This window comes from Flavobacterium sp. GT3P67 (genome assembly GCF_004349155.1).
Lineage (GTDB): Bacteria > Bacteroidota > Bacteroidia > Flavobacteriales > Flavobacteriaceae > Flavobacterium > Flavobacterium ranwuense.
This window is the reverse complement of sequence record NZ_SMLF01000003.1, coordinates 91,100-116,643: the sequence shown is the minus strand read 5'-3', so window position 1 is coordinate 116,643 and position 25,544 is coordinate 91,100. Positions and strand designations below refer to the sequence as shown.

At 33.1% G+C, this 25,544-nt stretch carries 21 protein-coding genes and 1 other RNA gene; 9 read left to right on the top strand and 13 right to left on the bottom strand.

The annotated features are described in order from the left end of the window. Window positions 1-49 precede the first annotated feature (49 nt). The 3 genes from E0H99_RS06865 to E0H99_RS06855 all read right to left on the bottom strand — a co-directional run bounded on the left by E0H99_RS06865 (window position 50) and on the right by E0H99_RS06855 (window position 3,692). A complete protein-coding gene (locus E0H99_RS06865) occupies window positions 50-2,536 on the bottom strand; it encodes a DUF5686 and carboxypeptidase regulatory-like domain-containing protein (RefSeq protein WP_131992899.1) in 2,487 nt (828 codons plus the stop codon). Window positions 2,537-2,633: 97 nt separating this feature from the next. Continuing rightward, a complete protein-coding gene (aroQ, locus tag E0H99_RS06860) occupies window positions 2,634-3,047 on the bottom strand; it encodes a type II 3-dehydroquinate dehydratase (RefSeq protein ID WP_131992896.1) in 414 nt (137 codons plus the stop codon). A 78-nt stretch (window positions 3,048-3,125) separates the two neighbouring features. Next, entirely contained in the window at window positions 3,126-3,692 is a 567-nt protein-coding gene (locus tag E0H99_RS06855; protein WP_131992893.1) for a porin family protein, read from the bottom strand. Between the two features lie 323 nt (window positions 3,693-4,015). On the opposite strand from E0H99_RS06855, the gene E0H99_RS06850 reads away from it, so the two are divergent. The 3 genes from E0H99_RS06850 to E0H99_RS06840 all read left to right on the top strand — a co-directional run bounded on the left by E0H99_RS06850 (window position 4,016) and on the right by E0H99_RS06840 (window position 7,200). Then, entirely contained in the window at window positions 4,016-4,510 is a 495-nt protein-coding gene (locus tag E0H99_RS06850) for a hypothetical protein (protein ID WP_131992890.1), read from the top strand. A 78-nt stretch (window positions 4,511-4,588) separates the two neighbouring features. Next, window positions 4,589-5,485: a site-specific tyrosine recombinase XerD gene (gene xerD, locus E0H99_RS06845; RefSeq protein WP_131992887.1), complete on the top strand. Its 897-nt coding sequence runs from the start codon at window positions 4,589-4,591 to the stop codon at window positions 5,483-5,485. Window positions 5,486-5,673: 188 nt separating this feature from the next. Next, on the top strand, window positions 5,674-7,200 hold the full coding sequence (locus E0H99_RS06840; protein ID WP_131992884.1) for a sensor histidine kinase: 1,527 nt from the start codon (window positions 5,674-5,676) through the stop codon (window positions 7,198-7,200). A gap of 114 nt (window positions 7,201-7,314) precedes the next feature. Here the strand turns inward: E0H99_RS06840 and rny are convergent, their stop codons facing one another. From rny to E0H99_RS06820, 4 genes are all read right to left on the bottom strand, one after another. Next, the gene (rny, locus tag E0H99_RS06835) at window positions 7,315-8,877 is read right to left on the bottom strand and encodes a ribonuclease Y (RefSeq protein WP_131992881.1); all 1,563 of its coding nucleotides are present in this window, start codon (window positions 8,875-8,877) and stop codon (window positions 7,315-7,317) included. Window positions 8,878-8,926: 49 nt separating this feature from the next. Further along, a non-coding RNA gene (ssrS, locus tag E0H99_RS06830) (6S RNA) lies at window positions 8,927-9,033 on the bottom strand. A 51-nt stretch (window positions 9,034-9,084) separates the two neighbouring features. Beyond that, window positions 9,085-9,378, bottom strand: coding sequence for a cell division protein ZapA (locus tag E0H99_RS06825; RefSeq protein WP_131915206.1), 294 nt, complete (start codon window positions 9,376-9,378; stop codon window positions 9,085-9,087). An 8-nt stretch (window positions 9,379-9,386) separates the two neighbouring features. Then, on the bottom strand, window positions 9,387-9,677 hold the full coding sequence (locus E0H99_RS06820) for a hypothetical protein (protein WP_131915205.1): 291 nt from the start codon (window positions 9,675-9,677) through the stop codon (window positions 9,387-9,389). A gap of 174 nt (window positions 9,678-9,851) precedes the next feature. Between E0H99_RS06820 and E0H99_RS06815 the strand changes: the two genes are divergently transcribed. The 3 genes from E0H99_RS06815 to E0H99_RS06805 all read left to right on the top strand — a co-directional run bounded on the left by E0H99_RS06815 (window position 9,852) and on the right by E0H99_RS06805 (window position 14,862). Next, complete coding sequence (locus tag E0H99_RS06815; RefSeq protein WP_131992878.1) at window positions 9,852-11,549, top strand: M23 family metallopeptidase; 1,698 nt, start codon at window positions 9,852-9,854, stop codon at window positions 11,547-11,549. A 12-nt stretch (window positions 11,550-11,561) separates the two neighbouring features. Next, window positions 11,562-14,030 (top strand): carboxypeptidase-like regulatory domain-containing protein, encoded by a 2,469-nt coding sequence (locus E0H99_RS06810; RefSeq protein WP_131992875.1) that lies wholly within the window; start codon window positions 11,562-11,564, stop codon window positions 14,028-14,030. A gap of 109 nt (window positions 14,031-14,139) precedes the next feature. Beyond that, window positions 14,140-14,862 carry a hypothetical protein gene (locus E0H99_RS06805; protein ID WP_131992872.1) on the top strand — a complete coding sequence of 241 codons (723 nt, stop codon included), beginning with the start codon at window positions 14,140-14,142 and terminating at the stop codon, window positions 14,860-14,862. An 11-nt stretch (window positions 14,863-14,873) separates the two neighbouring features. Here the strand turns inward: E0H99_RS06805 and E0H99_RS06800 are convergent, their stop codons facing one another. The 5 genes from E0H99_RS06800 to E0H99_RS06780 form a co-directional block, all read right to left on the bottom strand. Next, window positions 14,874-15,575 carry a DUF2971 domain-containing protein gene (locus E0H99_RS06800; protein WP_131992869.1) on the bottom strand — a complete coding sequence of 234 codons (702 nt, stop codon included), beginning with the start codon at window positions 15,573-15,575 and terminating at the stop codon, window positions 14,874-14,876. A 91-nt stretch (window positions 15,576-15,666) separates the two neighbouring features. Beyond that, window positions 15,667-17,514 (bottom strand): ABC transporter ATP-binding protein, encoded by a 1,848-nt coding sequence (locus E0H99_RS06795; RefSeq protein WP_131992866.1) that lies wholly within the window; start codon window positions 17,512-17,514, stop codon window positions 15,667-15,669. A 79-nt stretch (window positions 17,515-17,593) separates the two neighbouring features. Continuing rightward, window positions 17,594-19,321: a phospho-sugar mutase gene (locus E0H99_RS06790; protein WP_131992863.1), complete on the bottom strand. Its 1,728-nt coding sequence runs from the start codon at window positions 19,319-19,321 to the stop codon at window positions 17,594-17,596. 194 nt (window positions 19,322-19,515) lie between these two features. Further along, on the bottom strand, window positions 19,516-20,475 hold the full coding sequence (locus E0H99_RS06785; protein ID WP_131992860.1) for a glycosyltransferase family 2 protein: 960 nt from the start codon (window positions 20,473-20,475) through the stop codon (window positions 19,516-19,518). Between the two features lie 6 nt (window positions 20,476-20,481). Then, the gene (locus E0H99_RS06780) at window positions 20,482-21,012 is read right to left on the bottom strand and encodes a DUF4199 domain-containing protein (RefSeq protein WP_131992857.1); all 531 of its coding nucleotides are present in this window, start codon (window positions 21,010-21,012) and stop codon (window positions 20,482-20,484) included. A gap of 240 nt (window positions 21,013-21,252) precedes the next feature. On the opposite strand from E0H99_RS06780, the gene E0H99_RS06775 reads away from it, so the two are divergent. Both E0H99_RS06775 and E0H99_RS06770 read left to right on the top strand, forming a co-directional pair. Then, complete coding sequence (locus E0H99_RS06775) at window positions 21,253-21,504, top strand: type B 50S ribosomal protein L31 (protein WP_039109118.1); 252 nt, start codon at window positions 21,253-21,255, stop codon at window positions 21,502-21,504. 166 nt (window positions 21,505-21,670) lie between these two features. Beyond that, window positions 21,671-22,846 carry a GlmU family protein gene (locus E0H99_RS06770; RefSeq protein ID WP_131992854.1) on the top strand — a complete coding sequence of 392 codons (1,176 nt, stop codon included), beginning with the start codon at window positions 21,671-21,673 and terminating at the stop codon, window positions 22,844-22,846. Between the two features lie 78 nt (window positions 22,847-22,924). Here E0H99_RS06770 and E0H99_RS06765 read toward each other — a convergent pair whose 3' ends face one another. Then, complete coding sequence (locus E0H99_RS06765) at window positions 22,925-23,458, bottom strand: murein L,D-transpeptidase catalytic domain family protein (protein WP_131992851.1); 534 nt, start codon at window positions 23,456-23,458, stop codon at window positions 22,925-22,927. Window positions 23,459-23,833: 375 nt separating this feature from the next. On the opposite strand from E0H99_RS06765, the gene E0H99_RS06760 reads away from it, so the two are divergent. Beyond that, window positions 23,834-25,468: an ABC-F family ATP-binding cassette domain-containing protein gene (locus tag E0H99_RS06760; RefSeq protein ID WP_131992848.1), complete on the top strand. Its 1,635-nt coding sequence runs from the start codon at window positions 23,834-23,836 to the stop codon at window positions 25,466-25,468. Window positions 25,469-25,544: the final 76 nt, after the last annotated feature.

Here is a 25,544-nt window from a genome sequence, read left to right as displayed (position 1 = left end):
ATTTCTCGGGCCTTTTTTTTGGTCATTAAACTATTTTCTTGTTGAAGTTTTACTCTAAAATATTTAAAAATTTAAGTCCAAAAACTACACCGTCACCTTTGAAACCATTTTGGTAGGAACGTACATAATCAACACGTAACATCTTAAATTTTCCAAAACCTAAATTATCTAAGCCAACCGTTAATTCTGTGTAAGGCTTTACATTTGGTGTAGAAAGTGTATGAGCTCCCAATATTAAAGTTGATTTTAATTTATTCAACAACGGGATTTTATTCATAATATATCCTTCGTCATTGTATTCTGCATGTGCTTCAAAATAACGGGTATTTGTACTGTTAGAATAATAAGGCAATAAGTTAAAAACATTCAAATAGCGTTCTGTCTGACCTATGTGTGTTTGATTTCCGTTAAAATGTTTGTAATCTGCAAAGGAGATATTTTCTGCATTCAAAAATTTACCAGCTTTCAAATTCATTCCTATAGTTCCTTTGTTTTTCAATTTTAAATCATAAGTTAGCCGTGCATTTACGTGGTCAAATTCATATTTTTTTTCATTGGCAGCAAAGCCTTTTTCATACCCTAAAAATAACGTAGGATATTTTCCATTTCTAATATTATATTTTCCGTCTGGGCGGGAAGAATATTTATTCCCAAAATTTATTTTTGCATTTAGAGAAGCTTTCATCAAATGATGCTTTTCAAAAGCAGGAGTGATAAAGTCATCAGGTGCCAACGGATTATTAGAAGTGTATGAATCTTGTTTATTGAAATAAGAGAAATCAGTAGTGTTGAATAATGGTTTTCGCTGTTGGTATTCTATTCTTCCGTTCAGGTGTACACCATTAGCAATGTCTTGGCTATAGCCAATTGCTGCAAATTCAAGATTATACAGTTTCATATAATTATTCTTAAATGCTAAAGAACTTATCGAATTTATAATAGCACTAATGGGTTGTTCTGCATTAAATTGTTTTACTGTATTTCCTCCTGTTGCATATAAGGTTGCATAATCCTGATTATTGAACCGATGGATAAATTGTCCTGTTACACGCAAACGATCTTCAGCAAAACCGTAATTGAGTTTTGTATTGATGGAAGTGTATATTCCTTTTTTTTCCTGATTTTTCCAATTGGTGTATCTAAATCCAGAATCAAAATTATATCCTTGTACAGTATTGAAACTTAAAGAACCCAGATTTAGTAATCCTTCATAACTAAAAGAGTTTTTCTCTGAACTATTTCTATAAGTATAACCCGTTAGTAGTTTCACTAGTTTAAATTTATTCCCTTTTGCGTCAATAGAGTCTAAATATTTTTTAGAATTTCGAACCTTGTAAATACTGTCTTTTCGAATATAATCGCTGCTTTCTTCGATGGTTAAAGGAATGGGTCTGTTGCTATTCCAAAAAATAGAATCTTTTTTATTTGAATTTATTTCGACACTTGTAATTTCATTTGTAAAAGTTTTTTTAGCAAAGGAGTTCACAAATTCATAATTACTATACACATAGGTATATTTTCCATTGAATTTTATTCCAAAGGCTCCGGCTGTAATATCAAGACTTTGGGTGTTTTTAGCCCAAATTTTGTTGTTTTTATTGTAACTGAAGTTTTGTTTTAAAGTCATTACATCAACAAATTCCTCTTTCATTCGGTAACCTTTAATATCTAAGTCAACGGCATATAGGGCCCAAGAATCTTCAACAATATAAATGTAACCTTCAAAAACAGGTTCGCTGTCACGTTTTGCGTTAACTTTTATTTTATTAATCATTTGATTATTGGCATCATAAAAAGTACTTTCCAGCTTGTATTTATAATAATTGAACGCATTATTCGCGATTGGAGAAATCATATTGACCCCAAAGTCAATCGTATTGTCATAGAAATCATAAAAGGATGATCTGGCCGTATTATAACTATAGCCATTGTCTCTGCCGCTTACTTTGGAGGCGGTTACCACTTCTTTTAAATTGTTTGGTTTTTCAAAAGTAATCTTAGAAAAAGTCTCTGACAAAGAAATAATCCCCGTTCCTGTTGAATCCAAAGAGCCATTCATATCACCAATTTTTTGGCCGAATATTTTTTTTGGGGCATTTTTTAGTTTGAAAATACCTCTGGAATAAAAATCGGCGTTAAAACGAGCTGTTTTTTCGGTATTTTCTTTTTTACTGGCAATTGCGTTTTTTATGATAGCAAGTGCAGGATTAATTTTGGTGTTGATAACTACTTCATTCAAAGAAAAACTTTCTTCAATCATTTTAACATCAAATGAATACGGTAATTTATCCGTCTGAATTGTTATTTTTTGCGTTTTAAAACCTAAAAATTGAAATACGATAGTTTGCTTTCCCGTTTTTTTCAGGTTTAGTTCATATTTCCCTGCTTCATTTGAGGTAGTTCCATTATAGGTTTCTTCTTGAAAAACGGTTACAAAAGGTAGAGGATTCCCTTTTTCGTCAGAAACGGTTCCCTTTATTTGTGCATGGTTGGTAATTGATACCAAAGAAATTAGAAGTAAGTAGTATTTTATCATAAAAGTTTTTTCTTTCACAAAAATAAAAGAAGTTTAAAAAGAGGCTATTAATTATTTGTTAAACATTTATAAGAATATTTTTATTTTAATTTAGGACTTACAAGAAAGATTGGATTGCCAATTCATAACTTTTTAAACCAAAACCTAAAATTACTCCTTTTGCATTTCCAGAAATATAGGACTGGTGTCTGAAGCTTTCACGTGAAAAGGTATTAGAAATATGGACTTCAATCACTGGAGTTGTAATGGCTTTTATGGCGTCGCCAATGCCAATGGAAGTATGGGTATAGGCCCCGGCATTTAGAATAATACCATCGTAGGAGAAACCAAATTCCTGAATTTTATCTATTAATTCGCCTTCAATATTACTTTGAAAGTACGTGAATTCTATTGTTGGAAATTTTATTTGTAATGAGGTAAAATATTCTTCAAAGGTTAAGCTGCCATAAACTTCTGGTTCGCGTTTTCCTAAAAGATTGAGATTTGGTCCGTTGATAATGCTAATTTTCATAATTCCAGTTTTTGTAAAAATAAAAAAACCGTTCCAATTTAAAGAACGGTTTTGATAAATTTAATTTTTTATTGGAATTTAGAACGTAAATCCAGCTGATATTTGTAAAACGGAGTTCTTAACTTCAGCCTCTTTTGAAGCTTCGGTTAATCCTAATACGTAACGACCTTGTAGAAAAAAGTTTTTAGTGATATTAAATCCTAAACCTCCAGCTACTCCAAACTCAAAAGTTTCAGCATTTTTTACATCAAAATCATTTCTTTCGCTCAATAAAAAAGAGGCTTGTGGTCCAAGATCAAGACTGACTGTTTTATTCAAATGAAATTTTGCCAAAACCGGAATGGATAAATAACCCAATTCATTTTTAAATTCTTCTCCAGCATTTTCATAGCTTGCTCCTTGAGTAGAATATAATAATTCAGGCTGAACAGAAAAACCATCAGTTAACTTAATCTCGGCTACTAAACCAGCATGATAACTGGTAATTGCATCTTTTTTATTGTAATTAGTTGAATTGATAGTTATTTCGCTTCCCGTTTGATTGGCGTAATTTAAACCGGCTTTAATTCCAAATTTAACTAATTGAGCTTGCATAGTACTTGAAATAGCGAGCAGTAAAACGGTAACTAAAATTGTCTTTTTCATAATATTGTTTTTAATTATTGTTCTTAATTTGAACATGCAAGATAAAACTCTTAAAGTATAGAAATATTATAATTTTATATTTTTTACTTATAAGATTCACTTAAACTTAAAGATCAAATTGATATTGTTTTTATTTAACAGATTTTTTTCACGACTTATAATTATTTTAAAAAACAGTAAACACATTGCAATCAGATGATTAAATGTTAATTTTTACTGTTTTTAATCGAATTAATTTGAAATTCATCGAATTTTATTAATTAATGTAATTAGCTGTATATGAGTTGTTTAACTTTGTGTTGCTAAATGTAAATAAAATTATTATGAAAAAAATTACTTTGTTATTAGTTGCAGTTTTCACGTTTGGAAATGTAAATGCTCAAGATGGAGGGATTAAAGTAGGAGCTCATGTAGGTTTGCCTACTGGGGACATTAAAGATGCTTATTCTGTTAATTTAGGTGTCGATGTTACTTACATGTGGAATGTTACAGACAAATTTAGTGCGGGTGTTACAACAGGGTACACTGCTTATTTAGGTGAAACAATTGGTTCTGGAGCTGGTAGATTTGAAGTCCCTAACGCTGGATTTATACCATTAGCTGCTACAGGGCAATACTCATTTACTGATAATTTGTTTTTAGGGACTGATTTAGGGTATGCAATTTATGCTGGTAGCGGTGATGGAGATGGTGGTTTCTTATACCAACCGAAATTTGGTTATCAATCTGAAAAAATTGAAGTTTATGCAGGTTACAAAGGAATTTCTAATAACGGAACATTTTCTTCAATCAATTTAGGTTTTAACTACAAATTCTAAATTTTTGAAAATTGATTATAGCACCTTCCACATTCGTGGAAGGTTTTTTTATGCCCAAAAAAGCTTTACTTTGTAATTATGAACTGGATTTCCTGTATAAAAAACTATCAATCATACTTAAAAATCGAACGTGGTTTGTCTAAGAATACTATAGATAATTATTCTTTTGATATCGAACGGTTGTGCCTTTTTTTGGCTAAAAACGAAATTATCGTTTCGCCAATAAAAATTGGAGAAGAAACGGTGCAGCAATTTATCTATAGTGTGGCTAAGGAAGTCAATCCACGTTCACAAGCCAGAATTATATCAGGTCTTAAAAGTTTTTTTAGTTATTTGATATTTGAAGATTACCGGGCAGACAACCCATTAGAACTTATTGAAACTCCTAAAACGGGCAGGAAGCTTCCGGATACGCTATCGGTGGATGAGATTGATCGTATTATTTTTGCGATAGACTTAACCACAAACGAAGGCGAACGCAACCGGGCCATGCTCGAAACACTTTATGGTTGTGGATTACGGGTTTCAGAATTAGTTTCTTTGAAAATTTCCGACTTATTCTTTGAGGAAGGCTTTATTAAAATAACGGGTAAAGGAAATAAGCAGCGTTTTGTTCCAATAAGTGATTTGACGCAGAAATACATTAAAATTTACAGGAATACTATTAGAACACATAGTACTATTCAAAAAGGTTTTGAGGATACGCTCTTTCTAAATAGAAGAGGAAAACAGTTAACTCGAGCAATGATTTTTACTATTATAAAAACCTTAGCAGTCAAAATTGATTTGAATAAAACTATAAGTCCGCATACTTTGCGACATTCTTTTGCAACTCATCTTTTGGAAAATGGAGCTGATTTACGCTCAATACAGTTGATGCTAGGTCATGAATCGATAACGACAACAGAAATATATGTGCATCTTGACAGAAAGTTTCTGACACAAGTTCTAAATTCGTTTCATCCCAGAAAATAACATTTTGTGTTATAATTTCAAATTTTAAACTATTTAGGAAGGAAAAGATCTACAGATTGAACCTAAAATGAAATTTCTAAATAGCAAGGGGGCTTTCTCATTAAATTGATGCGATTTTATTGTTAATTTGATAGCTAAATAAAAAATATAATCTAAATTGTGTTGTATTATAATGATAAAAAGTAGTTATGATTTTTGATTTTCCCCAAAACGAAAATTGCCAAGAGGTAAATAATTTTTACAATAAATTATTTAATGAGATTCCAGATTTAATTTTTGAATTTGTTATTGCTCCTGACAATACCTATTTATTTCCATTAGTGAGTAAATCGGTAAACGATTTTTTTGAGTTGTCTTCAGATCATTTTGTTGACAGTGATAAATTCCTTGTCTATGACAGGATATTTGAGGCCGATCGATTGTCGTTTTTTGAGTCATTGGTAAAAGCAAAAAGAAACATTACAAGATGGGATTTTGAGTTCCGGGTTTTATTACCTGAAAAGGGATTGCGCTGGCTTAAAGTTGAATCAAAACCAGAATTATATCCTGATGGGAATATTGCTTTTTATGGAAGGATTTCAGATATAACAGACTTAAAAGAGCAGCAAATTAAACTTAAAATTTCTGAAGAACGTTTTAAATTTGCTCTTGAAGCTTCTACAGCAGGAGTCTGGGATTGGGATTTAACGACTAACAAAGTTTTCTATTCCTCACAATCGATGAAAATTCTCGAACAGGAGTCTTTGGATATTTTTGATAATCCTGAGCGTTGGGATGAAATTGTGCACCCTGATGATTTAGAAAAATATTACTCTGAAATTCATGATCATTTTGACAATAAAACACCTTTTTATGAAAATTATCACCGTGTTTTAACGTCAAGCGGAAAATATAAATGGATTTTAGATAGAGGAAAAGTAATAGAGCGGGACATCAATGGGAAAGCATTGCGAGTTATAGGAACGCATACTGATATTTCTTTGCAAAAAGAAAAAGAACTAGAGTTAATAAAAACAATGGAATTGTATAGTCAGCAAAATAGCCGACTATTGAATTTCTCACATATTGTATCCCATAATCTAAATACTCAAGCGGGTAATATTAAATCACTATTAGATTTTATAGATGCTGATGATAATTTAGAGAGCAACAAAGAAATGTTGTCTCATTTGCGCACTGTTTCGAATGATTTAAACGAAACAATAGCAAATTTGACCCAATTGGTACTTATACAAAGTAATTCGAGTATTCCGATTGAATCATTGGACTTGAATTTATATTTAAATAAGACTTTGGACTTGATCAAGAATTTAAAAAATCAAAATCAAGTTACCATTATAAAAGAGATTCCTGATGGTGTTTTTGTCGATTTTAATCCAGCATACTTAGAAAGTGTTTTGTTGAATTTTACAACAAATGCCATAAAATATTCGAATCCTAATAAGCCTGTTGAGATAAAATATTCTTTCTCATTGGAAAATGGAAATAAAACGTTGTCAATTTCTGATAATGGATTAGGGATCGATTTGAAAAAATATGGGGATTCTCTTTTTGGAATGTACAAAACATTTCACAAGCATGAAGAAGCCAGAGGATTAGGATTGCACATTACAAAGAATCAAATAGAATCGATGAAAGGGACTGTTTCGGTTGAAAGTGAAGTTGGGGTAGGAACTACTTTTAAAATCATTTTTAACGACTGCTTGAATGATTAATTAGCTGATTTCGAAAATAGATAGCATATTTTAATGATATTCTTCTTTCTATATAATGCAAAAAAAAAACTTCTCAGTGATGAGAAGTTTTTTTATATATGTAAATTCAATAAATTATTTAGCAATATTCACGGCTCTTGTTTCGCGAATTACAGTTACTTTAACTTGTCCAGGATATGTCATCTCCGTTTGGATTTTTTGTGAAATATCAAAAGATAAGTTAGCTGCATTTTCATCAGAAACTTTCTCGCTTTCAACAATTACACGAAGTTCTCTACCCGCTTGAATGGCATAAGCATTTTTCACACCGCTGAATCCGTACGCTACTTCTTCAAGATCTTTTAGACGTTGAATATAAGAATCCAATACTTGTCTTCTCGCTCCTGGTCTTGCACCTGAAATAGCATCACAAACCTGAATAATTGGAGATAATAATGATTTCATTTCAATCTCATCGTGGTGTGCTCCAATAGCGTTACAAACCTCTTCTTTTTCACCGTATTTCTCAGCCCACTGCATTCCTAATAATGCGTGTGGCAAATCACTTTCGGCATCTGGAACTTTACCAATATCGTGTAATAAACCAGCTCTTTTAGCCAGTTTTACGTTTAAGCCAAGTTCAGCAGCCATGATTCCACAAAGTTTAGAAACTTCACGGGAGTGTTGCAATAAATTCTGTCCATAAGAAGAACGGTATTTCATACGTCCTACCACTTTAATCAATTCAGGGTGTAATCCATGAATTCCTAAATCGATAACGGTACGTTTACCAACTTCTATAATTTCATCGTCAATTTGTTTAGCAGTTTTTGCAACTACTTCTTCAATACGTGCCGGGTGAATTCTTCCGTCAGTTACTAATTTGTGTAATGCCAAACGAGCAATTTCTCTTCGTACAGGATCAAAACAAGAAAGGATAATAGCTTCCGGTGTATCGTCTACAATGATTTCTACTCCGGTTGCAGCTTCCAGTGCGCGGATATTTCTACCTTCACGACCAATGATTCTTCCTTTTACGTCATCAGATTCAATGTTAAATACAGAAACACAGTTTTCTACTGCTTCTTCCGTACCAACTCTTTGAATGGTATTGATGATGATTTTTTTCGCTTCTTGCTGTGCCGTCAATTTTGCCTCTTCAATAGTATCTTGAATATGAGACATTGCTTTGCTTTTTGCTTCAGCTTTAAGTCCTTCTACTAATTGATCTTTAGCTTCTTCAGCAGATAAACCAGAGATAACTTCCAACTGTTGCAATTGACTTTTATGTAGTTTGTCAACTTCAGTTTGTTTTTTATCTAGATTTTCAATTTTTGTGGTGTATTCTAAAGTTTTAGATTCAAAATCATCATTTACTTTTTTAGCTTTTGATAATTCATTAGAAATTTGAGATTCTTTATCGCGAACTCTTTTTTCTATTTCGGCAACTTTTTTATCACGGGATAAAATAACTTGTTCGTGTTCTGATTTTAATTCAATAAATTTCTCTTTTGCTTGAAGAATTTTATCTTTTTTTATGTTTTCAGCTTCCAGATTAGCATCTTTCAAAATGGATGATGCTTCTTTTTTTGCGTTTTTAATTAAGTTTGAAATATTGCTTTTTTCTATCAGTTTGGCAATACCAAAACCTCCCGCAATACCTATAATTCCTGAAATAATAATCGTTAATATGTCCATGTTTGTTAAAATTTATATATAAAAAAAGCCTACATTAGGTTGCTTGTATAAACTCGGAAAGACAAGTTTTGAGCTAACTCGTTGTTCAAGCTTCCGTACTTAAACGGCTTGCTATAGTAACGATGATTTGCTCATTCTAAATTGTTAGTGTTGAGTTTACCAAATATGAACTAATGTAGGCAGTATCTTAGTTTTTGTAAAGAACGTTTATTTGTCGAGATATTGATCTAAAATCGAATTGATTTTTTTAATTCTTTCGATGGTTGCTTCTCCATCTATGGCATTATCAATTTGTTTTTGTTCCGTTTGTGAAGCAAATTGTAAAGCACACATTGCCAATACATCTTGCTTGTCACGAACCGCGTAATTTTCTTCAAATTGCTTGATCATCTTATCAATTTTTTTCGAAGCGCTTCTAAGGCCTTCTTCCTGAGAGAAATCAACCGTTAACGGGTAGACTCTGTCTGCGATTGATATTTTAATTTTAAGCTTTTCGTCCATATCTTTTATTAATCTGATAGCTGTGCTATACAGTAATCAATTTCGCGAATTAATGAATTTATTTTAAGCTTCGTATCTCTTTTATTATCGTCACTGCCTAGTAATGTATTTGCTACTTTGAGTGTTTCATACTGCGTTTTTAGCGCTTCAATCTCTTGTGATTGAGTTTGTATTATGGATGCAGTTTTTGTTAATTCGTTTTTCAAATCTTGATTGTTTTTCTCCAAACCTTTCATTTTTGTAAAAAGTTTTTCAATCTTATTTTCAAGAGTATCAATAATTTCTGCAATTGCACTCATTATATATCTTATTCATTACATAATCATACAAAGTTAGTATTCCTTTTTAATTTTGCAATATTTTATTATTTTTTTTGCATTAAATTAATTAAATATCAGTTTTACAAATGGTTACGAACTATTTTTTTTAGCGCTGTTTTGAATACTTTTTTTATCTTAGCAAAAATGTAAACGATGAGATTTTCTGTATTTTTTTTATTTTTTTGCACTGCTGTTTTTGCACAAGTTGACTATCCAAAAGATTATTTTAGTTCACCATTAGATATTCCGATGCAATTATCCGGGAATTTTGGAGAGTTGAGACCCAATCATTTCCATGCGGGTTTTGATTTAAGAACGCAACAAAAAGAAGGATTAAAAGTATATGCAGTGGCCGATGGTTATGTGTCAAGAATAAAGATATCTACTTTTGGTAACGGAAAAACAATCTACATCAATCATCCTAATGGGTATACATCCGTTTATGGACATTTAAAAATGGCCAATGGTGAAATAGAAAACTACATCAAGAAAACGCATTATGCAGCACAATCATTTGAAATTGAAATGTTTTTTAAGCCAGATGAAATGGTGGTGAAAAAAGGAGAAATTATTGCTTTCTCTGGTAATACAGGAGCTTCCGAAGGACCGCATTTGCATTTTGAATTTCGGGATTCTAAAACAGAATTCATAATCAATCCGATGCTTTTTGGGTACAATAAATTTTTAAAGGATACTAAGAAACCAGTTGTTTCAGGAGTTTATGTGTATCCTTTAGATTCGAAAACTACAGTCAATCATTCGAAACGACCTTTATTACTGAATGTTTCATTGCAAAAAGACGGAACCTATTTATCTGACAAAGTAGTTGCAAACGGTGCAATAGGTTTTGGAATTTCTGCTTATGACACTGATGATGTCTCGTTTAATAATAACGGAGTGTATAAAGTGCAATCTTTTTATAATGGAAAACCAAACTTCGGGTATGAATTCAATACGTATTCATTCGACGACATGCGCTACATTAATGCGCTGATTGATTATTCGCGATATAAGAAAATGCAACAACGGGTTCAGAAGCTTTTTATGAAAAACCCGTATAATTTGAGCATTATCCAAGCTGATGAGAATAAAGGAGTGCTACAAGTTACTCCAAATTTAGCATCGCTGTATCGCATTGAAGTTTCGGATTTCTTTGGAAATAAAAAAACAATAGCCATTCCTGTTCAATATGATTTATTGACTACAATAATCAGTCCTGAGCCAGTGCAATCGAATTATTTTGTCAAAGCTAATAAAGATAGCAATTTTGCTTTAGCAAACATGTCGGTTTTCTTTCCTGCAGGAACTTTTTACGAAGATTTTGATTTGAATTTTGATGTAAAAAATGATACTTTGTTTTTACACGACGATACTGTTCCAGCTCACACTAATTTTACGGTTTCAATTGAAGATACAAAATCGACTGAAGCGCAAAGAGAAAAAATGTTCATTGGTAGAATCGAAGGAAAAAAAGTAAATTACAATCCAACCTATAGAAAAGACAGCGTATTCAATACAAAGGTTAAAGTTTTAGGAAAATATGCTTTGGTTGCAGATACTATTACACCAAAAATAAGTATGGCCGTTCCTGTAGAAGGGAGATGGATCAGCGAGCAAAAAACAATTCAGCTTTCCATATACGATGACTTGTCAGGTATAAAATCATACAACGGCTATTTAAACGGAAAATGGGTATTATTCGAATATGATAATAAAACCAGAAAACTAATTCATTATTTCAGTGATGGAATTGTTGCTGATGGTGCTAATGATTTAAAAGTTGTGGTGATTGATAATGTAGGAAATTCGACTACCTTTGAAACTCGTTTTTTTAGAAGCCAAAAAAAATAAAAACCAAATCATTTGAGTACTAATAAATTAATTTTTGTTTTCTTTTTTTTCTTCGCAAGCCTAAGTTTATTGGCCCAAACGGCTAGAATAAAAGGTGTGATTTTAGACAAAAACAATCAACCGGTAGAAAACGTAAATGTTTCTTATTCCAGTATTGGCACTCAATCCAATAAAAATGGTTTTTATGATCTAAAAGTCCCTGCGAACCAAAAAGTAACGTTAGTTTTTACGCATGTCTCGTTGAAAAAAATAACGGTAATTTTTTCTTTGGATTCTAATGAACAAAAGGAGTTCAACCCAGTGATGAGTGATCAGGAAGAGCAAATGGGTGAAGTGATTGTGACATCCAATAACCGAAAACTGATTCAGGGTGTTGCAACAATTGAGCCTGAAATCATCCGAAAAATTCCAGGAGCTAATGCCGGAATCGAAAACATTTTAAAAACCTTACCTGGAGTAAATTCTAATAATGAATTGAGTACGCAATATGCAGTTCGAGGCGGGAATTATGACGAGAATTTGGTTTATGTAAATGAAATTGAAGTCTATCGTCCGTTCCTGATTCGTTCGGGACAACAAGAAGGGTTGAGTTTTACCAATACGGATTTAGTTCAAAATGTTGATTTCTCGGCGGGAGGTTTTCAAGCTAAGTTTGGAGATAAATTATCGTCTGTTTTGGATATTACCTATAGAAAACCGGTTAAATTTGGCGCAAGCCTTGAAGCAAGTTTTCTTGGCGGAAGCCTTTCCGTTGATGCGGTGTCCAAGAATGAAAAATGGTCTGGGGTTACGGGAGTTCGATACCGCAACAACAGCCTCTTGGTAAAAAGCCAAGAGACTCAAACGAATTTCACCCCTTCATTTGCGGATATTCAAACCAATATAAACTATCAGGCTTCGGCTAAATGGCAGTGGAGTTTTCTTGGGAATATTTCACAAAATAAATACCAATATCAGCCATTAACGAGACAGACTAATTTTGGAACCATTGACAATCCTATGGCACTTACTGTTTTTTATGAAGGTCAGGAAAAGGATAAATATGATACTTATTTTGGGGCTTTAAAAACAACTTTTAATGTTTCGGATAATTTTACTTTGAAATTTATCGGTTCTGTTTTTCAAACTTTAGAACAAGAATATTTTGATATTTTCGCCCAATACCGTTTAGGAGAAGTGGATTCCAGCATTGGATCAGAAACCTTTGGAGAAGTCGCTTTTACAAGAGGAATTGGTTCTCAGTTGAGTCATGCCAGAAATGATTTGGATGCACTAATTGTAAATACAGAGATAAAAGGATTTCATGATTGGAAAGAAAACCAATTTGAATGGGGAATTAAGTATACACGGGAATCTATTCGTGACAGAATAATAGAGTGGGAGGTAATTGATTCGGCTGGTTTTTCATTGAATCCACCAATTGTTGATTTGCCTAAAAATGATCAGCCGTATTCGCCTTACACCGGACCGCTTGTTCCGTATAAAAATATCCGAGCGACTAATTTTAACTCCATCAATAGATTTTCCGGTTATGGTCAATGGAGTTTGAAAGCGAATATTGGTACGAGTAAAGTTTGGTATAATGCCGGAGTACGCGTGCACAATTGGGAAGTTACAGGCGATAATGTAACGGGTAAATCCCAAATTACTTTTAGCCCCAGAGCACAATTTGCCATAAAACCAGATTGGAAGAAAGATATGGTTTTTAGGCTTTCGGGAGGATTATACCATCAACCGCCATTTTACAGGGAATTGAGAGATGCAGATGGAGATGTGCAACCCAATACCAAGGCGCAACAATCTGTTCATTTTGTTTTTGGCAATGATTACAGTTTCAAAATGTGGGATCGCCCTTTCAAGTTGGTTTCAGAGTTGTATTATAAATCACTGACGGATGTAAATACATATACGATTGACAATGTTCGCATTCGTTATGCGGCAAATAATAATGCAACAGCCTATGCGCAAGGATTAGATGTTCGCTTGAACGGGGAATTTGTGCCCGGAACAGAATCATGGTTTAGTTTTGGTTACTTGAAAACAGAAGAAAACAGTAATGATAAAGGATATATTGCCAGACCTACGGACCAAAGATTGAAATTTGGGCTTTTGTTTCAAGATTATATGCCTAATATTCCAAGTATAAAATTGTACTTGAATTTGGTCTACAATACTGGATTGCCGGGTGGTTCGCCATCGTATGCTGATCCTTATTTGTACCAAAATCGATTGAATGATTACCGCCGTGTGGATGTTGGCTTCTCCAAAGTTTTTATAGATAACACTACAGTAAAAAAGAATACAGGTTGGTTTAAGGACTTTAAAGAGTTGGCGATAGGATTAGAAATTTTCAATCTTTTTGATAATCAAAATGCCATTACGAATACTTGGGTTCGGGATGTGTATTCTAAAAATCAATATGCGATTCCTAATTATATGACCACCAGAGTTTTTAATGTGAAATTGACGGCGAAGTTGTAAACGCTAACAATTAGAAAAGTTTAACCCAATTTTAATTAGTTAAATCAAGTACCGAATACCATTACCATTTTTAAAAATGATTACATTTGAATTTTAATAGTACAACAACATGAAAAAACTACATATCACAATATTAGGAATCGCAGTTTTACTTTTAGCCAGTTGCAAAGAGGAAATCGAAAAGCCAAAAGTGACTTATAATGGATCTAATAAAGGAAAAGCAATTGCCGTAGCCGATTCTACTCAAATACAAATTGCCGACTTGCCACTTCAAATGGAAGGAACGGATTATTTGATTCATCCCGTAGCGGATTTAAGTATTCGTGAGAAAGGGATAAAATCGAGATATGGTTCTTCCAGCGTCAATGATTTGAGTTTTACCATTTCTAATTATGGAGAATTTGAAATTACCGGGTTTTTGCAAAATATAAAATTTCAAAAAGTAGATTCGGATTCCATCAGAAAATTGACAGACAAGCCTGTTTTGATTCAAACAGCTACGTATTTGAAGTCGGTTGCTGATAAAACCAATAATCAGATTATGGTGTATACGATGGTCGACATGGATACAAACAAAGACGGAAAATTAGATACAAGTGATATTAAAGCATTGTATTTAAGCGAAATTAGCGGTAAAAAATTCACTAAGATATCGTATAATTTACAGGAATTAATAGATTGGAAATTGATAGAATCTAAAAATCGTTTGTACTACAGAACCGTAGAGGATACCAATAAAAATGGAGAGTTTGATAAGAAAGACGTGGTGAATTACTACTATATTGATTTGTCAAAAAAGGAATGGAAAATAATTGGTTACGAACCGGTTTAGAAGCGATAATTTTAAATCAAAATATCACTTTCCAAGTCTGATTTTTCTATGGTAAAATCAAATCCCAGTTGTTTTACTAATTGGATAACTAAGTTTTTGTACCAGTTTTCGGATTTAGGATGAATGTATATTTTTTCGATCAACTGATTGATATTTACACTAATTTTCAGTCCTTCATTGATTTTGATAGTGCTTTCGCCAATGTCAGAAATGATACGAACTTCACGTTCATATTGAAAACTTTTTCGCTTGAACAAAAAAGGGAAAAACATATCGTCAAACGGAATGTGTTCTTTTTTGTAATCGATGTAATTTACTTCTCCAATATATTGATAGAAATTTGTTTCAGGACCAAGCGATTCCTGTAATCTGCCAATTGTGGATTGAATCGCTAAACCTTCACTGTTTTGCGTAAAAATCTGCCACATAGCAAACGATTCATATTCATTGATATGCCAGCTGCTAATGGCTACTTTTTCTCGATGGGTTTTGTAAAAATTTAAAAAGTCAGGATTGTCAATGGAAAGTTTTTTTATTTCCTCAAAAGTTGGTTCGCTAAAGGTGCCTTCATATTGATCTTCAAATTTATCGGATCGCGACATAAACAGCTTTTGTGACAACAACAAATCAAGAAACTTAGATAAGTCAAGGTATTTCCAAACAACAGTATTTGGATCTTCAGGAAGTTTTATGTTTGGATTGTTGATGTACATCTTTTAGATTTAAAAATTTAAAAAATTGAATTATTTAAAGATTTTCGACCCTCAATAAAATCTTAAATCAAAAATCGTTAATCTGCAATCTTCATTCAAAGGACTGCATTGTCACTAATTTGTTATACATGCCATTCATTGCAATAAGTTCGTCATGTTTTCCTTGCTCGACTATTTTTCCTTTTTGCATCACCACAATCAAATCTGCTTTTTGAATAGTCGAAAGACGGTGTGCAATAACAATTGAAGTTCTGTTTTGCATCATATTTTCCAGAGCTACTTGAACGAATTTTTCGCTTTCGGTATCCAATGCTGATGTTGCTTCATCGAGAATCATAATTGGAGGATTTTTCAAAACTGCTCTGGCAATTGATAATCGTTGTTTTTGTCCGCCGGAAAGTTTGTTTCCGCTGTCGCCAATATTTGTGTGAATTCCGAGTGGTAAGTCTTTTACAAATTCGTACGCATTGGCAATTTTCAACGCTTCGATGATTTCTGTATCCGTGGCGTCATGTTTACCAAGTGCGATATTTGCTTTTATGGTATCATTAAACAAAATGCTGTCTTGAGTCACTAATCCCATCAAATCACGAAGGGAATGCAAATTAATGTCTTTGATGTTGATTTCATCGATGCTTATTGTTCCTTCATTTACATCATAGAAACGAGTTAATAAATTGGCAATCGTACTTTTTCCGCTTCCGGATTGTCCTACAAGAGCAACTGTTTGCCCTTTTTTTACGTTAAGTGAAAAGTCTTTTAAAACGTTCTCGTCTTCGTATCTAAAATTAATATTCTTAATTGCTATACTGTCTTCAAAAGCTAATTTTTTAATTGCATTTTCGCTGTCTGTAATCTCATTATTTACTTCTAAAACTTCAAAAACACGTTGAGCAGCTGCTAGTCCATTTTTTACCGAATAAGAGGCTTTAGAAATGGCTTTGGCAGGAGTTAAGATATTATAAGCAAGACCCATGTAGGCTAGAAATTTAGCGCCATCAAGTAATGCTTTTCCATTAGGTAATGTATCAGCAAGTACCATTTTTCCACCAAACCAAAGCAATATGCAAATAGTAATGATCCCTAAGAACTCACTTAAAGGCGTAGCCAAGTTGTTTTTTTTACCTATACTGTTGGACAATTTTAAAACTCGGGTGACTGAATCATTAAATTTTTGTTTAAAATTTGATTCGGCATTGTAACTTTTAACAACTTTTAGTCCAGATAACGATTCTTCTACAATCGAAATTAGATAGCCGTTTTCATATTGAACTTTTTCGGATTTGCTGCGCAGTGATTTACCAATTTTTGATATTAATAGTCCTGAAAGTGGGATAAAAATAAAGACAAACAAGGTTAACTTGAAACTTATAGCAATCATACCAACAAGAGTGAATACGATGGTCATTGGCTCCTTAACGATCAATTCTAAGATAGAAAAAAAAGAATTTTGAACCTCGTTTACATCACCTAACATTCGAGCCATAATATCACCTTTTCTTTTTTCAGAATAGTAGGAAACAGGTAAGTTAATGATTTTGTGATACATTGAATTTCTTAAATCCTTCAGCACACCATTTTTAAGATGCATCAAATGATTGGATGCTAGGTAATTAAATAGATTTTTTAATAGAAAAGTTACACTTACTATGGCAATAACTAACAGTAAGGCAAATTCAGGACCATTCTTTTCGGTTAGTAGTGTGATGTTGTAATATAAGTATTCTTTAGAAAATTTGATGATGTCAAAAATAGACTCTAAAACAGGTTTTTTATCGATTTTTTCAGAAGTACCAAAAAGGACATCCATCATTGGGATTAATGCAATAAAAGACAAGGTACTAAACAGTGCGTAAAAAATATTGAATATTACGTTCCAGACCACATGAGAGCGATATGGGTTTGTGAAAGGAATAATTTTTTTGAAATTTGAGTCCATTTAAGTTGTTTTTTTATCATCAAGACCCGATGAGTTCTCCACTTATCGGGTCTGTCTGAAAAATCAATTTTTTATTAAATTAGTTCAATTGCATTGATGCAATAATATTTTTTATTTTGTTGTCCAAAATGCTCTCTACTTCGTTGAAATCTTCTACGGAATCCAATTCAGTATTTACACTGATGTAGAATTTTATTTTAGGTTCCGTTCCACTTGGTCTGGCGCATATTTTAGAGCCGTCTTCAGTGTAATAAATAAGCACGTTCGATTTTGGGATTTCCATTTTGGTTTCCTCATCGGTAAGCAAGTTTTTAGCAATTGAAGATTGGTAATCTTCCATCATTACAACTCTCAATCCGTTGATTTCTTTCAATGGATTCTCACGTAAATCAATCATCATCTGATTAATTTCCTGTAAGCCATCCATTCCTTTTTTAGTCAATGAAACTAAGTATTCTTTGTAAAAACCGTTGTCAACATACAGTTTTAGTAATTCTTTGTAAACAGTGCTTCCTTTAGCTTTGGCTTGAGCCGCCACTTCGCAAATCAATAAAGTCGCCGCCACAGCATCTTTATCACGTACGGCATCGCCTACCATGTAGCCAAAACTTTCTTCACCACCACCAATGAATTCCAACTCCGGAAAATCCTTAATCATCTTGGCAATCCATTTGAAACCTGTCAAACCAACTTTACATTCTACGCCGTAGTTTGTCGCTAATTCCATCATCATAGGAGTAGAAACTATTGTAGAACCTACAAATTGCTTGCCATTGATTTTACCTGCTTTTTTCCATTGTTCCAATAAAAAGGCAGTCATTAAAATCATGGTTTGATTTCCGTTAAGCAAAGTCATTTTGCCTTCGTTATTTCTAACGGCAACTCCTAAACGGTCACAGTCAGGATCAGTCCCAATAACAATATCAGAATTGGTTTTATCAGCCAAGGCTAATGCCATCGTCAATGCTTCCGGCTCTTCAGGATTTGGAGATTTTACCGTTGGGAAATCACCATTTGGCTCCGCTTGTTCCGGAACAATATGAACGTTTGTGTAACCTGCTTGTGATAAGGTATCAGGAACCAACGTTATTGAAGTTCCATGTAACGAAGTAAAAACAACATTTAGATTTTCTTTGGCTTTAGCCGAAGTTCCAAAACTGGCATTCTCGATAGTCGATCTGATAAAAGCTTCATCAACTTCCTTGTCAATATAGTGTATCAAATCTTCATTGGCAGTAAACTTGATTTGATTGTAATTTAAATTCTCAATAACATTGATGATTCCCTCATCTTCCGGTGGCACAATTTGTCCGCCATCTTCCCAGTATACTTTGTATCCGTTGTATTCCGGCGGATTGTGAGATGCCGTAAGAACAATTCCGCATTGACAGCCTAAATGTTTCACCGCAAATGACAATTCTGGTGTGGGTCTCAATTCCGAAAACAAATAGACTTCAATTCCATTAGCCGAGAAAACATCCGCAACTAATTTGGCCAAAGTATCACTATTATGACGACAATCGTAAGCAATAACGGCTTTCAAAGGTTGGTTTGGAAATGCAGTATGCATATAGTCCGATAGTCCTTGCGTACTTTTTCCAAGCGTATATTTATTGATGCGATTGTTTCCTACACCCATAACACCGCGCATTCCACCAGTCCCAAATTCAAGATTTTTATAAAAACTCTCTTCCAGTTCTTTAGGTGATGTAGTTATCAATTCGGTAATAGCTTCCTGAGTAGCGGTGTCAAATGTTGGCGTAAGCCACTCATTTACTGCGTCCAAAATGTTTTGTTTGATATCCATGCTATATTTTTTTAGTTTCTAAATTCGTAATTAAAATTTAAATACAGTTTTTTGTTTTTTTAGAAGCTATATCCTGCTATCCGCTGTATCTTTTTCTTTTTTTAAAGAAGAAAAAGAAAAAGGATGCCGCTGCTACCAGGGCTAGGTATTGGCTAAACGATAACTATTTCTTTTAAATTTAGTTTTAATTAAATTTATAAAAAATTAACTTCACTTGACACTTTATAACGCTCTTCATTGTTTTTTGTTCGCAAAATTATTTCACCAAGAAATCCAGCCAAAAATAATTGTGTTCCCAAAACCATTGTGGTAAGTGCAATATAAAACCAAGGATTACTCGTTACCAGACTATAGCGCATGTCATTATACATATGATATAGTTTTGAAATACCAATATATCCGGCAAGTATAAAACCAATGATAAACATTACGGAGCCTATGGCACCAAATAAATGCATTGGTCTTTTTCCAAATCTGGAAAGAAACCAAATGGTTATTAAATCCAGGAAACCATTGATGAAACGTTCCATCCCAAATTTAGTTTCTCCATATTTTCTGGCTTGATGTTGCACCACTTTTTCACCAATTTTTCCAAAACCGGCATTTTTTGCCAAAACTGGAATGTATCGGTGCATTTCGCCCGAAACTTCAATGTTTTTTACAACAACATTTTTGTACGCTTTCAATCCGCAATTGAAATCATTCAATTCAACTCCCGATGTTTTTCTCGCTGCCCAATTGAATAATTTTGAAGGTAAGTTTTTTGCCACAACAGAATCGTAGCGTTTCTTTTTCCAACCGGAAACCAAATCATATTTACCATTGGTAATCATATCATATAATCCCGGGATTTCCTCTGGGCTATCTTGCAAATCGGCGTCCATGGTGATAATTACATCGCCTTTGGCTTTTGCAAAACCGGCATGTAAGGCTTGTGATTTTCCGAAATTTTTCATGAAACGAACCCCTTTAACGTTTGGGTTTTCTTGGGCAAATCCTTCGATAATATTCCATGAATTATCGGTACTTCCATCATCCAGAAAAATGATTTCATAAGAATAATTATGAGATTGCATCACTTTGATGATCCAGTTATAGAGTTCATTAAGCGATTCCTCTTCATTAAGAAGCGGTATGAGTATAGATAAATTCATTAATTTTTATTCTTGTGTAGATTTGCTTTTGAAAAATGCTGCCAAAATTAATCCGAAAATTGAACTAAAAACAATACTAAAAACGGATCCTTTTAGTAATTCCAATGTAGAATAAGGATTGTTTTCTTTCATTTTTGCTATTGCTTCATTAATGGCTGATGCTGGTGTACCAAATTTCTGCATCATATTGACAGTATATTTAATCATTAATTCACTTAAAGTCTCTTTAGCAGAAGGATCAATAAAATTGAATAAAAGAACATTAAAAAGAGTAGAAATTAAAATACCTATTAGTGTAGCAATGAAGTAAGTCGTAAAAGCATCTTTGAAAGAGAAAACATTGTTGAGCTCTTTTTTTGTTTTCGAAAGTAAAACAATTCCCAATACAAGGTATATTAAAATACTTAAAGCTCCAATCCACCAAGAAGTAAACAGATTTAAATCAATAGCGTATATTGTCGAAGTAATTAATGCAGAAACAATTCCAATTGTTACTCCAAAGGTTATTCCATTCTTTTTAATAATTTCATTTATCATTGTTACTGTTTTAGAATTAATCCACAAATATAACAATTCCCAATATATTCGTAGCTAAAAATCGTTTTTTACGATTATATAAAAAAAGTGATGCAAAGATTTGTTTATTGGAAAATAATTGTAAATTTGCAAACTCAAAATAATATTGTAAAACAAAAAGTTATAAGGAGTTTATACCTTTTCTGTTAGAAGAAAAGCTTCAAGACAAGTTATAATTAACAAATAAAAAAGATTAACAAGATGAAAAAAGGAATTCACCCAGAAAATTACAGATTAGTTGCATTTAAAGACATGTCAAATGACGAAGTTTTTATCACTAAATCTACTGCAGATACAAGAGAAACATTAACAGTTGACGGAGTTGAATATCCAGTTGTAAAAATGGAGATCTCTAGAACATCTCACCCTTTTTACACAGGTAAATCTAAACTTATTGATACTGCAGGACGTATTGATAAATTCAAAACTAAATACGCTAAACACGTTAAATAATTTTAACTTGTTCTCAAATACAATCAAGCCTTCCTTTTTGGAAGGCTTTTTTTATTTAATATAGAATGAGTTATACAGTCACTCCCATTAAAATAAATATAAATCTTTGTAACTTTGAACCCGATAACCAAATCAATATTTTAATAATTGCCAAATCAATTTATTTATGAATTACATCCTTTTTGATGGTCCCGCTCGAAATGCACTTTTGCCATTTACTTTCACACGCCCGGTTGCTGATATTCTTATCGGAATCATGACCATTCGTCAAAAATGGGAAATGCGTCTGGGTTCTACTACAACTACATTGACAGAGGAATATTTATCAGAGAAATTTCCAATGGTAGAATTAGAAGAAAATGTAATGATAAACGCCTCTTTTCTTCCTAATGATGTATTAGCAGAGCTGGTTAGTAATCTGGAACCAAATCAAGCCATTTTTAAAGGCGATGAAGTCATTGCTTTTTATACGAATGAGGAACAAGAAGAAGTAGATTTTGACACCTATGAAATTATTGAATACAAGGATGATTGTTTAACGGTAGCACATACTTGGGATATTTTTTCAAAGAATGGACAGGCTATCCGAGAAGATTTTGCATTCTTAACCGAGGATAGAAAATCACAACCCATCCCAAAAAGTGTCAATGTGATCTCGCCGGAGAATGTATTTATAGAAGAAGGAGCAAAATTAGAATTTGTAACTTTAAATGCTTCAACAGGTCCTATATATATAGGTAAAGATTCAGAAATTATGGAGGGTTCCGTAATCAGAGGGCCTTTTGCCTTGTGCGAAAATGCGCAAGTAAAAATGGCTGCAAAAGTTTATGGCGCTACAACTGTTGGACCCTATTCCAGAATTGGTGGTGAAGTAAAAAACACAGTGCTTTTTGCGTATTCGAATAAGGGACATGATGGGTTCCTTGGAGATTCTGTTCTTGGCGAATGGTGTAATATTGGAGCTGACAGCAACAATTCTAATCTAAAGAATAATTACGAAGAAGTGAAATTGTGGAGTTATGAAACGGAAGGTTTTGCTAAAACTGGACTTCAGTTTTGCGGATTGATGATGGGGGATCACAGCAAATGCGGAATTAATACTATGTTCAATACGGGGACGGTAGTAGGAGTGAGTGCTAATATCTTTGGCAGTGGGTTTCCTCGCAATTTTGTACCTAGTTTTTCCTGGGGTGGCGCTTCCGGTTTTACCACTTATGTGACCAAAAAAGCTTTTGAAACGGCTCGATTAGTAATGAGTCGTAGAAATGTGGATTTTGACGAAAGAGAAGAAGCTATTCTAGAACATGTTTTTGAGGAATCAAAAAAGTGGAGAAAAGAATAATTTCTACTTTATATACAATGTAAAAAGCCTCTTGATTGAGGCTTTTTTTATTTTAAGTACTACTAAGTAAATAGCTGTTTATTGATAAGCATAAATAAGGGAGCCGTTTTTTATCAAGTCAATCAAGGGATTGGCATTATTGTCAGGAACAGAAAAACATCCCCAACTGAACTTACTAAACATTTTTTTTGACGAATGAACCACGATATTTCTTTTCAAAGCATTCGAATTTTTATCGTTTTCTAAACCATCTAATCTTAAAGAATATCCCCACATGCCTTGATAGGTCTGTAGCGTAACATAACATCCTAATGAAGTGGCTTTACTTCCTTCAATATTGCTAAATGAACTAGGAGTCAATCCGGTTCCTGAGCCGGAACCATGATCAACATTACTGGTCAGAAGTATTTTGTTATTTTTTAAATCAATAACATACAGCCTTGCTTCGTTGATTGATTTTGAAAAATCAATTAGCGTAATAATATTTTTATTTTTGGCTTTAGAACCCCATTTTGTTTGTACTTCACAAGCTTTCTGTACAATTTCTTCATTGCTCTGAGCTACAATAAAATTAAAAGCGCATAAGAGAATAATTGTTAATGTTTTTTTCATGAACTAGTTTTTAAATTTTCATTCAACCTAGAAAAATTAGGTTTTTCGTTTACACATCGATTTTGTTTTCTACACTATTCTCCTGTTTTTTACATTGTTTAAACATGGATAACTGTTTTCATCATGATTTAGGGATTTGTTGTTTTTAAGATTTTTATTTTGTTTCAAATGCAAAATATTTTCAGTTAGTAAAGGTCTAAATATCAACTACAAAACTATAAAAAAACACTATTATTGTGCTCGGTTTAATTTTTTTATTTCTTGTATTTAAAATTTAAATTGTTATAAATTATTCAATTGTCCAATTACTGAATTAATCTATCTTTGCACTTTTAAAATCAGATAATCAAATTATCTAAAAATCTTATAATCTAAATGATTACAGTTAACGATATTTCTGTGCAATTTGGTGGCACAACACTTTTTAGTGATGTTTCTTTTGCTATAAATGAAAATGATAAAATTGCCCTAATGGGTAAAAATGGAGCAGGAAAATCGACGCTGCTTAAAATTATTGCGGGTCAAAGCAAGCCTTCAACCGGTAATATTTCGGCACCAAAAGATGCTGTTGTGGCCTATTTGCCTCAGCATTTGTTGACTACAGACGGTGCAACGGTGATGCAAGAAACGTCGAAAGCTTTTGGAGAAGTTTTTGCAATGAAAGCGGAGATTGATGAAATCAATGAACAATTAACCATTCGTACGGATTATGAAAGTGATGCATACATGAAATTAATCGAAAGAGTTTCTGACTTAAGCGAGAAATTTTATGCTATTGAAGAAATAAATTACGAAGCCGAAGTAGAGAAAATTCTAATCGGTTTGGGTTTTGTCCGCGAAGATTTTGTCCGCCAAACTTCAGAATTCTCTGGAGGATGGAGAATGCGAATTGAACTGGCTAAAATCCTTTTGCAAAAACCAGACTTAATTTTACTGGATGAGCCTACCAATCATATGGATATTGAAAGTATTCAATGGTTAGAGGATTTCTTGATTAATTCAGCCAAAGCAGTTGTGGTAATTTCTCACGATAGAGCTTTTGTCGATAATATTACCAATCGTACCATCGAAGTTACGATGGGACGTATTTATGATTATAAAGCTAAATACTCTCATTATCTGGAACTTAGAAAAGACAGACGTGTGCATCAGCAAAAAGCGTATGATGAACAACAACGAATGATTGCTGATAATAGAACTTTTATCGATCGTTTTAAAGGGACATTTTCTAAAACGGATGCCGTTCAATCCCGTGTTAAAATGTTAGAGAAATTGGTTATTGTTCAGGTTGATGAGGTGGATACTTCGGCTTTGAAACTAAAATTTCCACCTGCGGCTCGTTCAGGACAATATCCGGTAATTGTAAAAGATTTAACAAAATCGTATGGCAATCACGTTGTTTTTTCGAATGCAAATATGGTCATTGAAAGAGGAGAAAAAGTAGCTTTCGTAGGGAAAAATGGGGAAGGGAAATCAACGATGATCAAAGCCATTATGAAAGAAATCGAAATAAATGGCGGAAGTTTAGAAATTGGTCATAATGCCCAAATTGGTTATTTTGCTCAAAATCAAGCCTCTTTATTAGATGAAAACGCCACTATTTTTGAAACTATTGATGATATTGCCGTGGGTGATGTTCGAACTAAAATTAAAGATATTTTAGGAGCTTTTATGTTTCAGGGTGATGATGTGACCAAAAAAGTGAAAGTACTTTCCGGTGGCGAAAAAACGCGTTTGGCAATGATAAAATTATTGTTGGAACCAGTTAATTTATTGATTTTGGATGAGCCTTCGAATCACTTGGACATGAAAACCAAAGATATTATCAAAGATGCGTTGCGTGATTTTGACGGAACATTAATTTTGGTTTCTCACGACAGGGATTTCTTGGATGGATTGGCAACTAAAGTTTTTGAGTTTGGAAATAAAAGAGTAGTAGAACATTTTGAAGATATTGCCGGTTTCTTGGCTCATAAGAAAATGGACAGTATGCGAGAGATAGAAAAGTAGTATTCAGCAGCCGTTTATTATTCAGTTGCTACTTTAATATAATTTTTTCAAAGGGACTGTTCTTTAGTAAAACAGG

What these genes read in the sequence shown, in the direction of transcription:
- E0H99_RS06865 (WP_131992899.1), bottom strand. Translation starts at nt 2,536, where the DNA reads ATGATAAAATACTACTTACTTCTAATTTCTTTGGTATCAATTACCAAC.
- aroQ (WP_131992896.1), bottom strand. Translation starts at nt 3,047, where the DNA reads ATGAAAATTAGCATTATCAACGGACCAAATCTCAATCTTTTAGGAAAA.
- E0H99_RS06855 (WP_131992893.1), bottom strand. Translation starts at nt 3,692, where the DNA reads ATGAAAAAGACAATTTTAGTTACCGTTTTACTGCTCGCTATTTCAAGT.
- E0H99_RS06850 (WP_131992890.1), top strand. Translation starts at nt 4,016, where the DNA reads ATGAAAAAAATTACTTTGTTATTAGTTGCAGTTTTCACGTTTGGAAAT.
- xerD (WP_131992887.1), top strand. Translation starts at nt 4,589, where the DNA reads ATGAACTGGATTTCCTGTATAAAAAACTATCAATCATACTTAAAAATC.
- E0H99_RS06840 (WP_131992884.1), top strand. Translation starts at nt 5,674, where the DNA reads ATGATTTTTGATTTTCCCCAAAACGAAAATTGCCAAGAGGTAAATAAT.
- rny (WP_131992881.1), bottom strand. Translation starts at nt 8,877, where the DNA reads ATGGACATATTAACGATTATTATTTCAGGAATTATAGGTATTGCGGGA.
- E0H99_RS06825 (WP_131915206.1), bottom strand. Translation starts at nt 9,378, where the DNA reads ATGGACGAAAAGCTTAAAATTAAAATATCAATCGCAGACAGAGTCTAC.
- E0H99_RS06820 (WP_131915205.1), bottom strand. Translation starts at nt 9,677, where the DNA reads ATGAGTGCAATTGCAGAAATTATTGATACTCTTGAAAATAAGATTGAA.
- E0H99_RS06815 (WP_131992878.1), top strand. Translation starts at nt 9,852, where the DNA reads ATGAGATTTTCTGTATTTTTTTTATTTTTTTGCACTGCTGTTTTTGCA.
- E0H99_RS06805 (WP_131992872.1), top strand. Translation starts at nt 14,140, where the DNA reads ATGAAAAAACTACATATCACAATATTAGGAATCGCAGTTTTACTTTTA.
- E0H99_RS06800 (WP_131992869.1), bottom strand. Translation starts at nt 15,575, where the DNA reads ATGTACATCAACAATCCAAACATAAAACTTCCTGAAGATCCAAATACT.
- E0H99_RS06795 (WP_131992866.1), bottom strand. Translation starts at nt 17,514, where the DNA reads ATGGACTCAAATTTCAAAAAAATTATTCCTTTCACAAACCCATATCGC.
- E0H99_RS06790 (WP_131992863.1), bottom strand. Translation starts at nt 19,321, where the DNA reads ATGGATATCAAACAAAACATTTTGGACGCAGTAAATGAGTGGCTTACG.
- E0H99_RS06785 (WP_131992860.1), bottom strand. Translation starts at nt 20,475, where the DNA reads ATGAATTTATCTATACTCATACCGCTTCTTAATGAAGAGGAATCGCTT.
- E0H99_RS06780 (WP_131992857.1), bottom strand. Translation starts at nt 21,012, where the DNA reads ATGATAAATGAAATTATTAAAAAGAATGGAATAACCTTTGGAGTAACA.
- E0H99_RS06775 (WP_039109118.1), top strand. Translation starts at nt 21,253, where the DNA reads ATGAAAAAAGGAATTCACCCAGAAAATTACAGATTAGTTGCATTTAAA.
- E0H99_RS06770 (WP_131992854.1), top strand. Translation starts at nt 21,671, where the DNA reads ATGAATTACATCCTTTTTGATGGTCCCGCTCGAAATGCACTTTTGCCA.
- E0H99_RS06765 (WP_131992851.1), bottom strand. Translation starts at nt 23,458, where the DNA reads ATGAAAAAAACATTAACAATTATTCTCTTATGCGCTTTTAATTTTATT.
- E0H99_RS06760 (WP_131992848.1), top strand. Translation starts at nt 23,834, where the DNA reads ATGATTACAGTTAACGATATTTCTGTGCAATTTGGTGGCACAACACTT.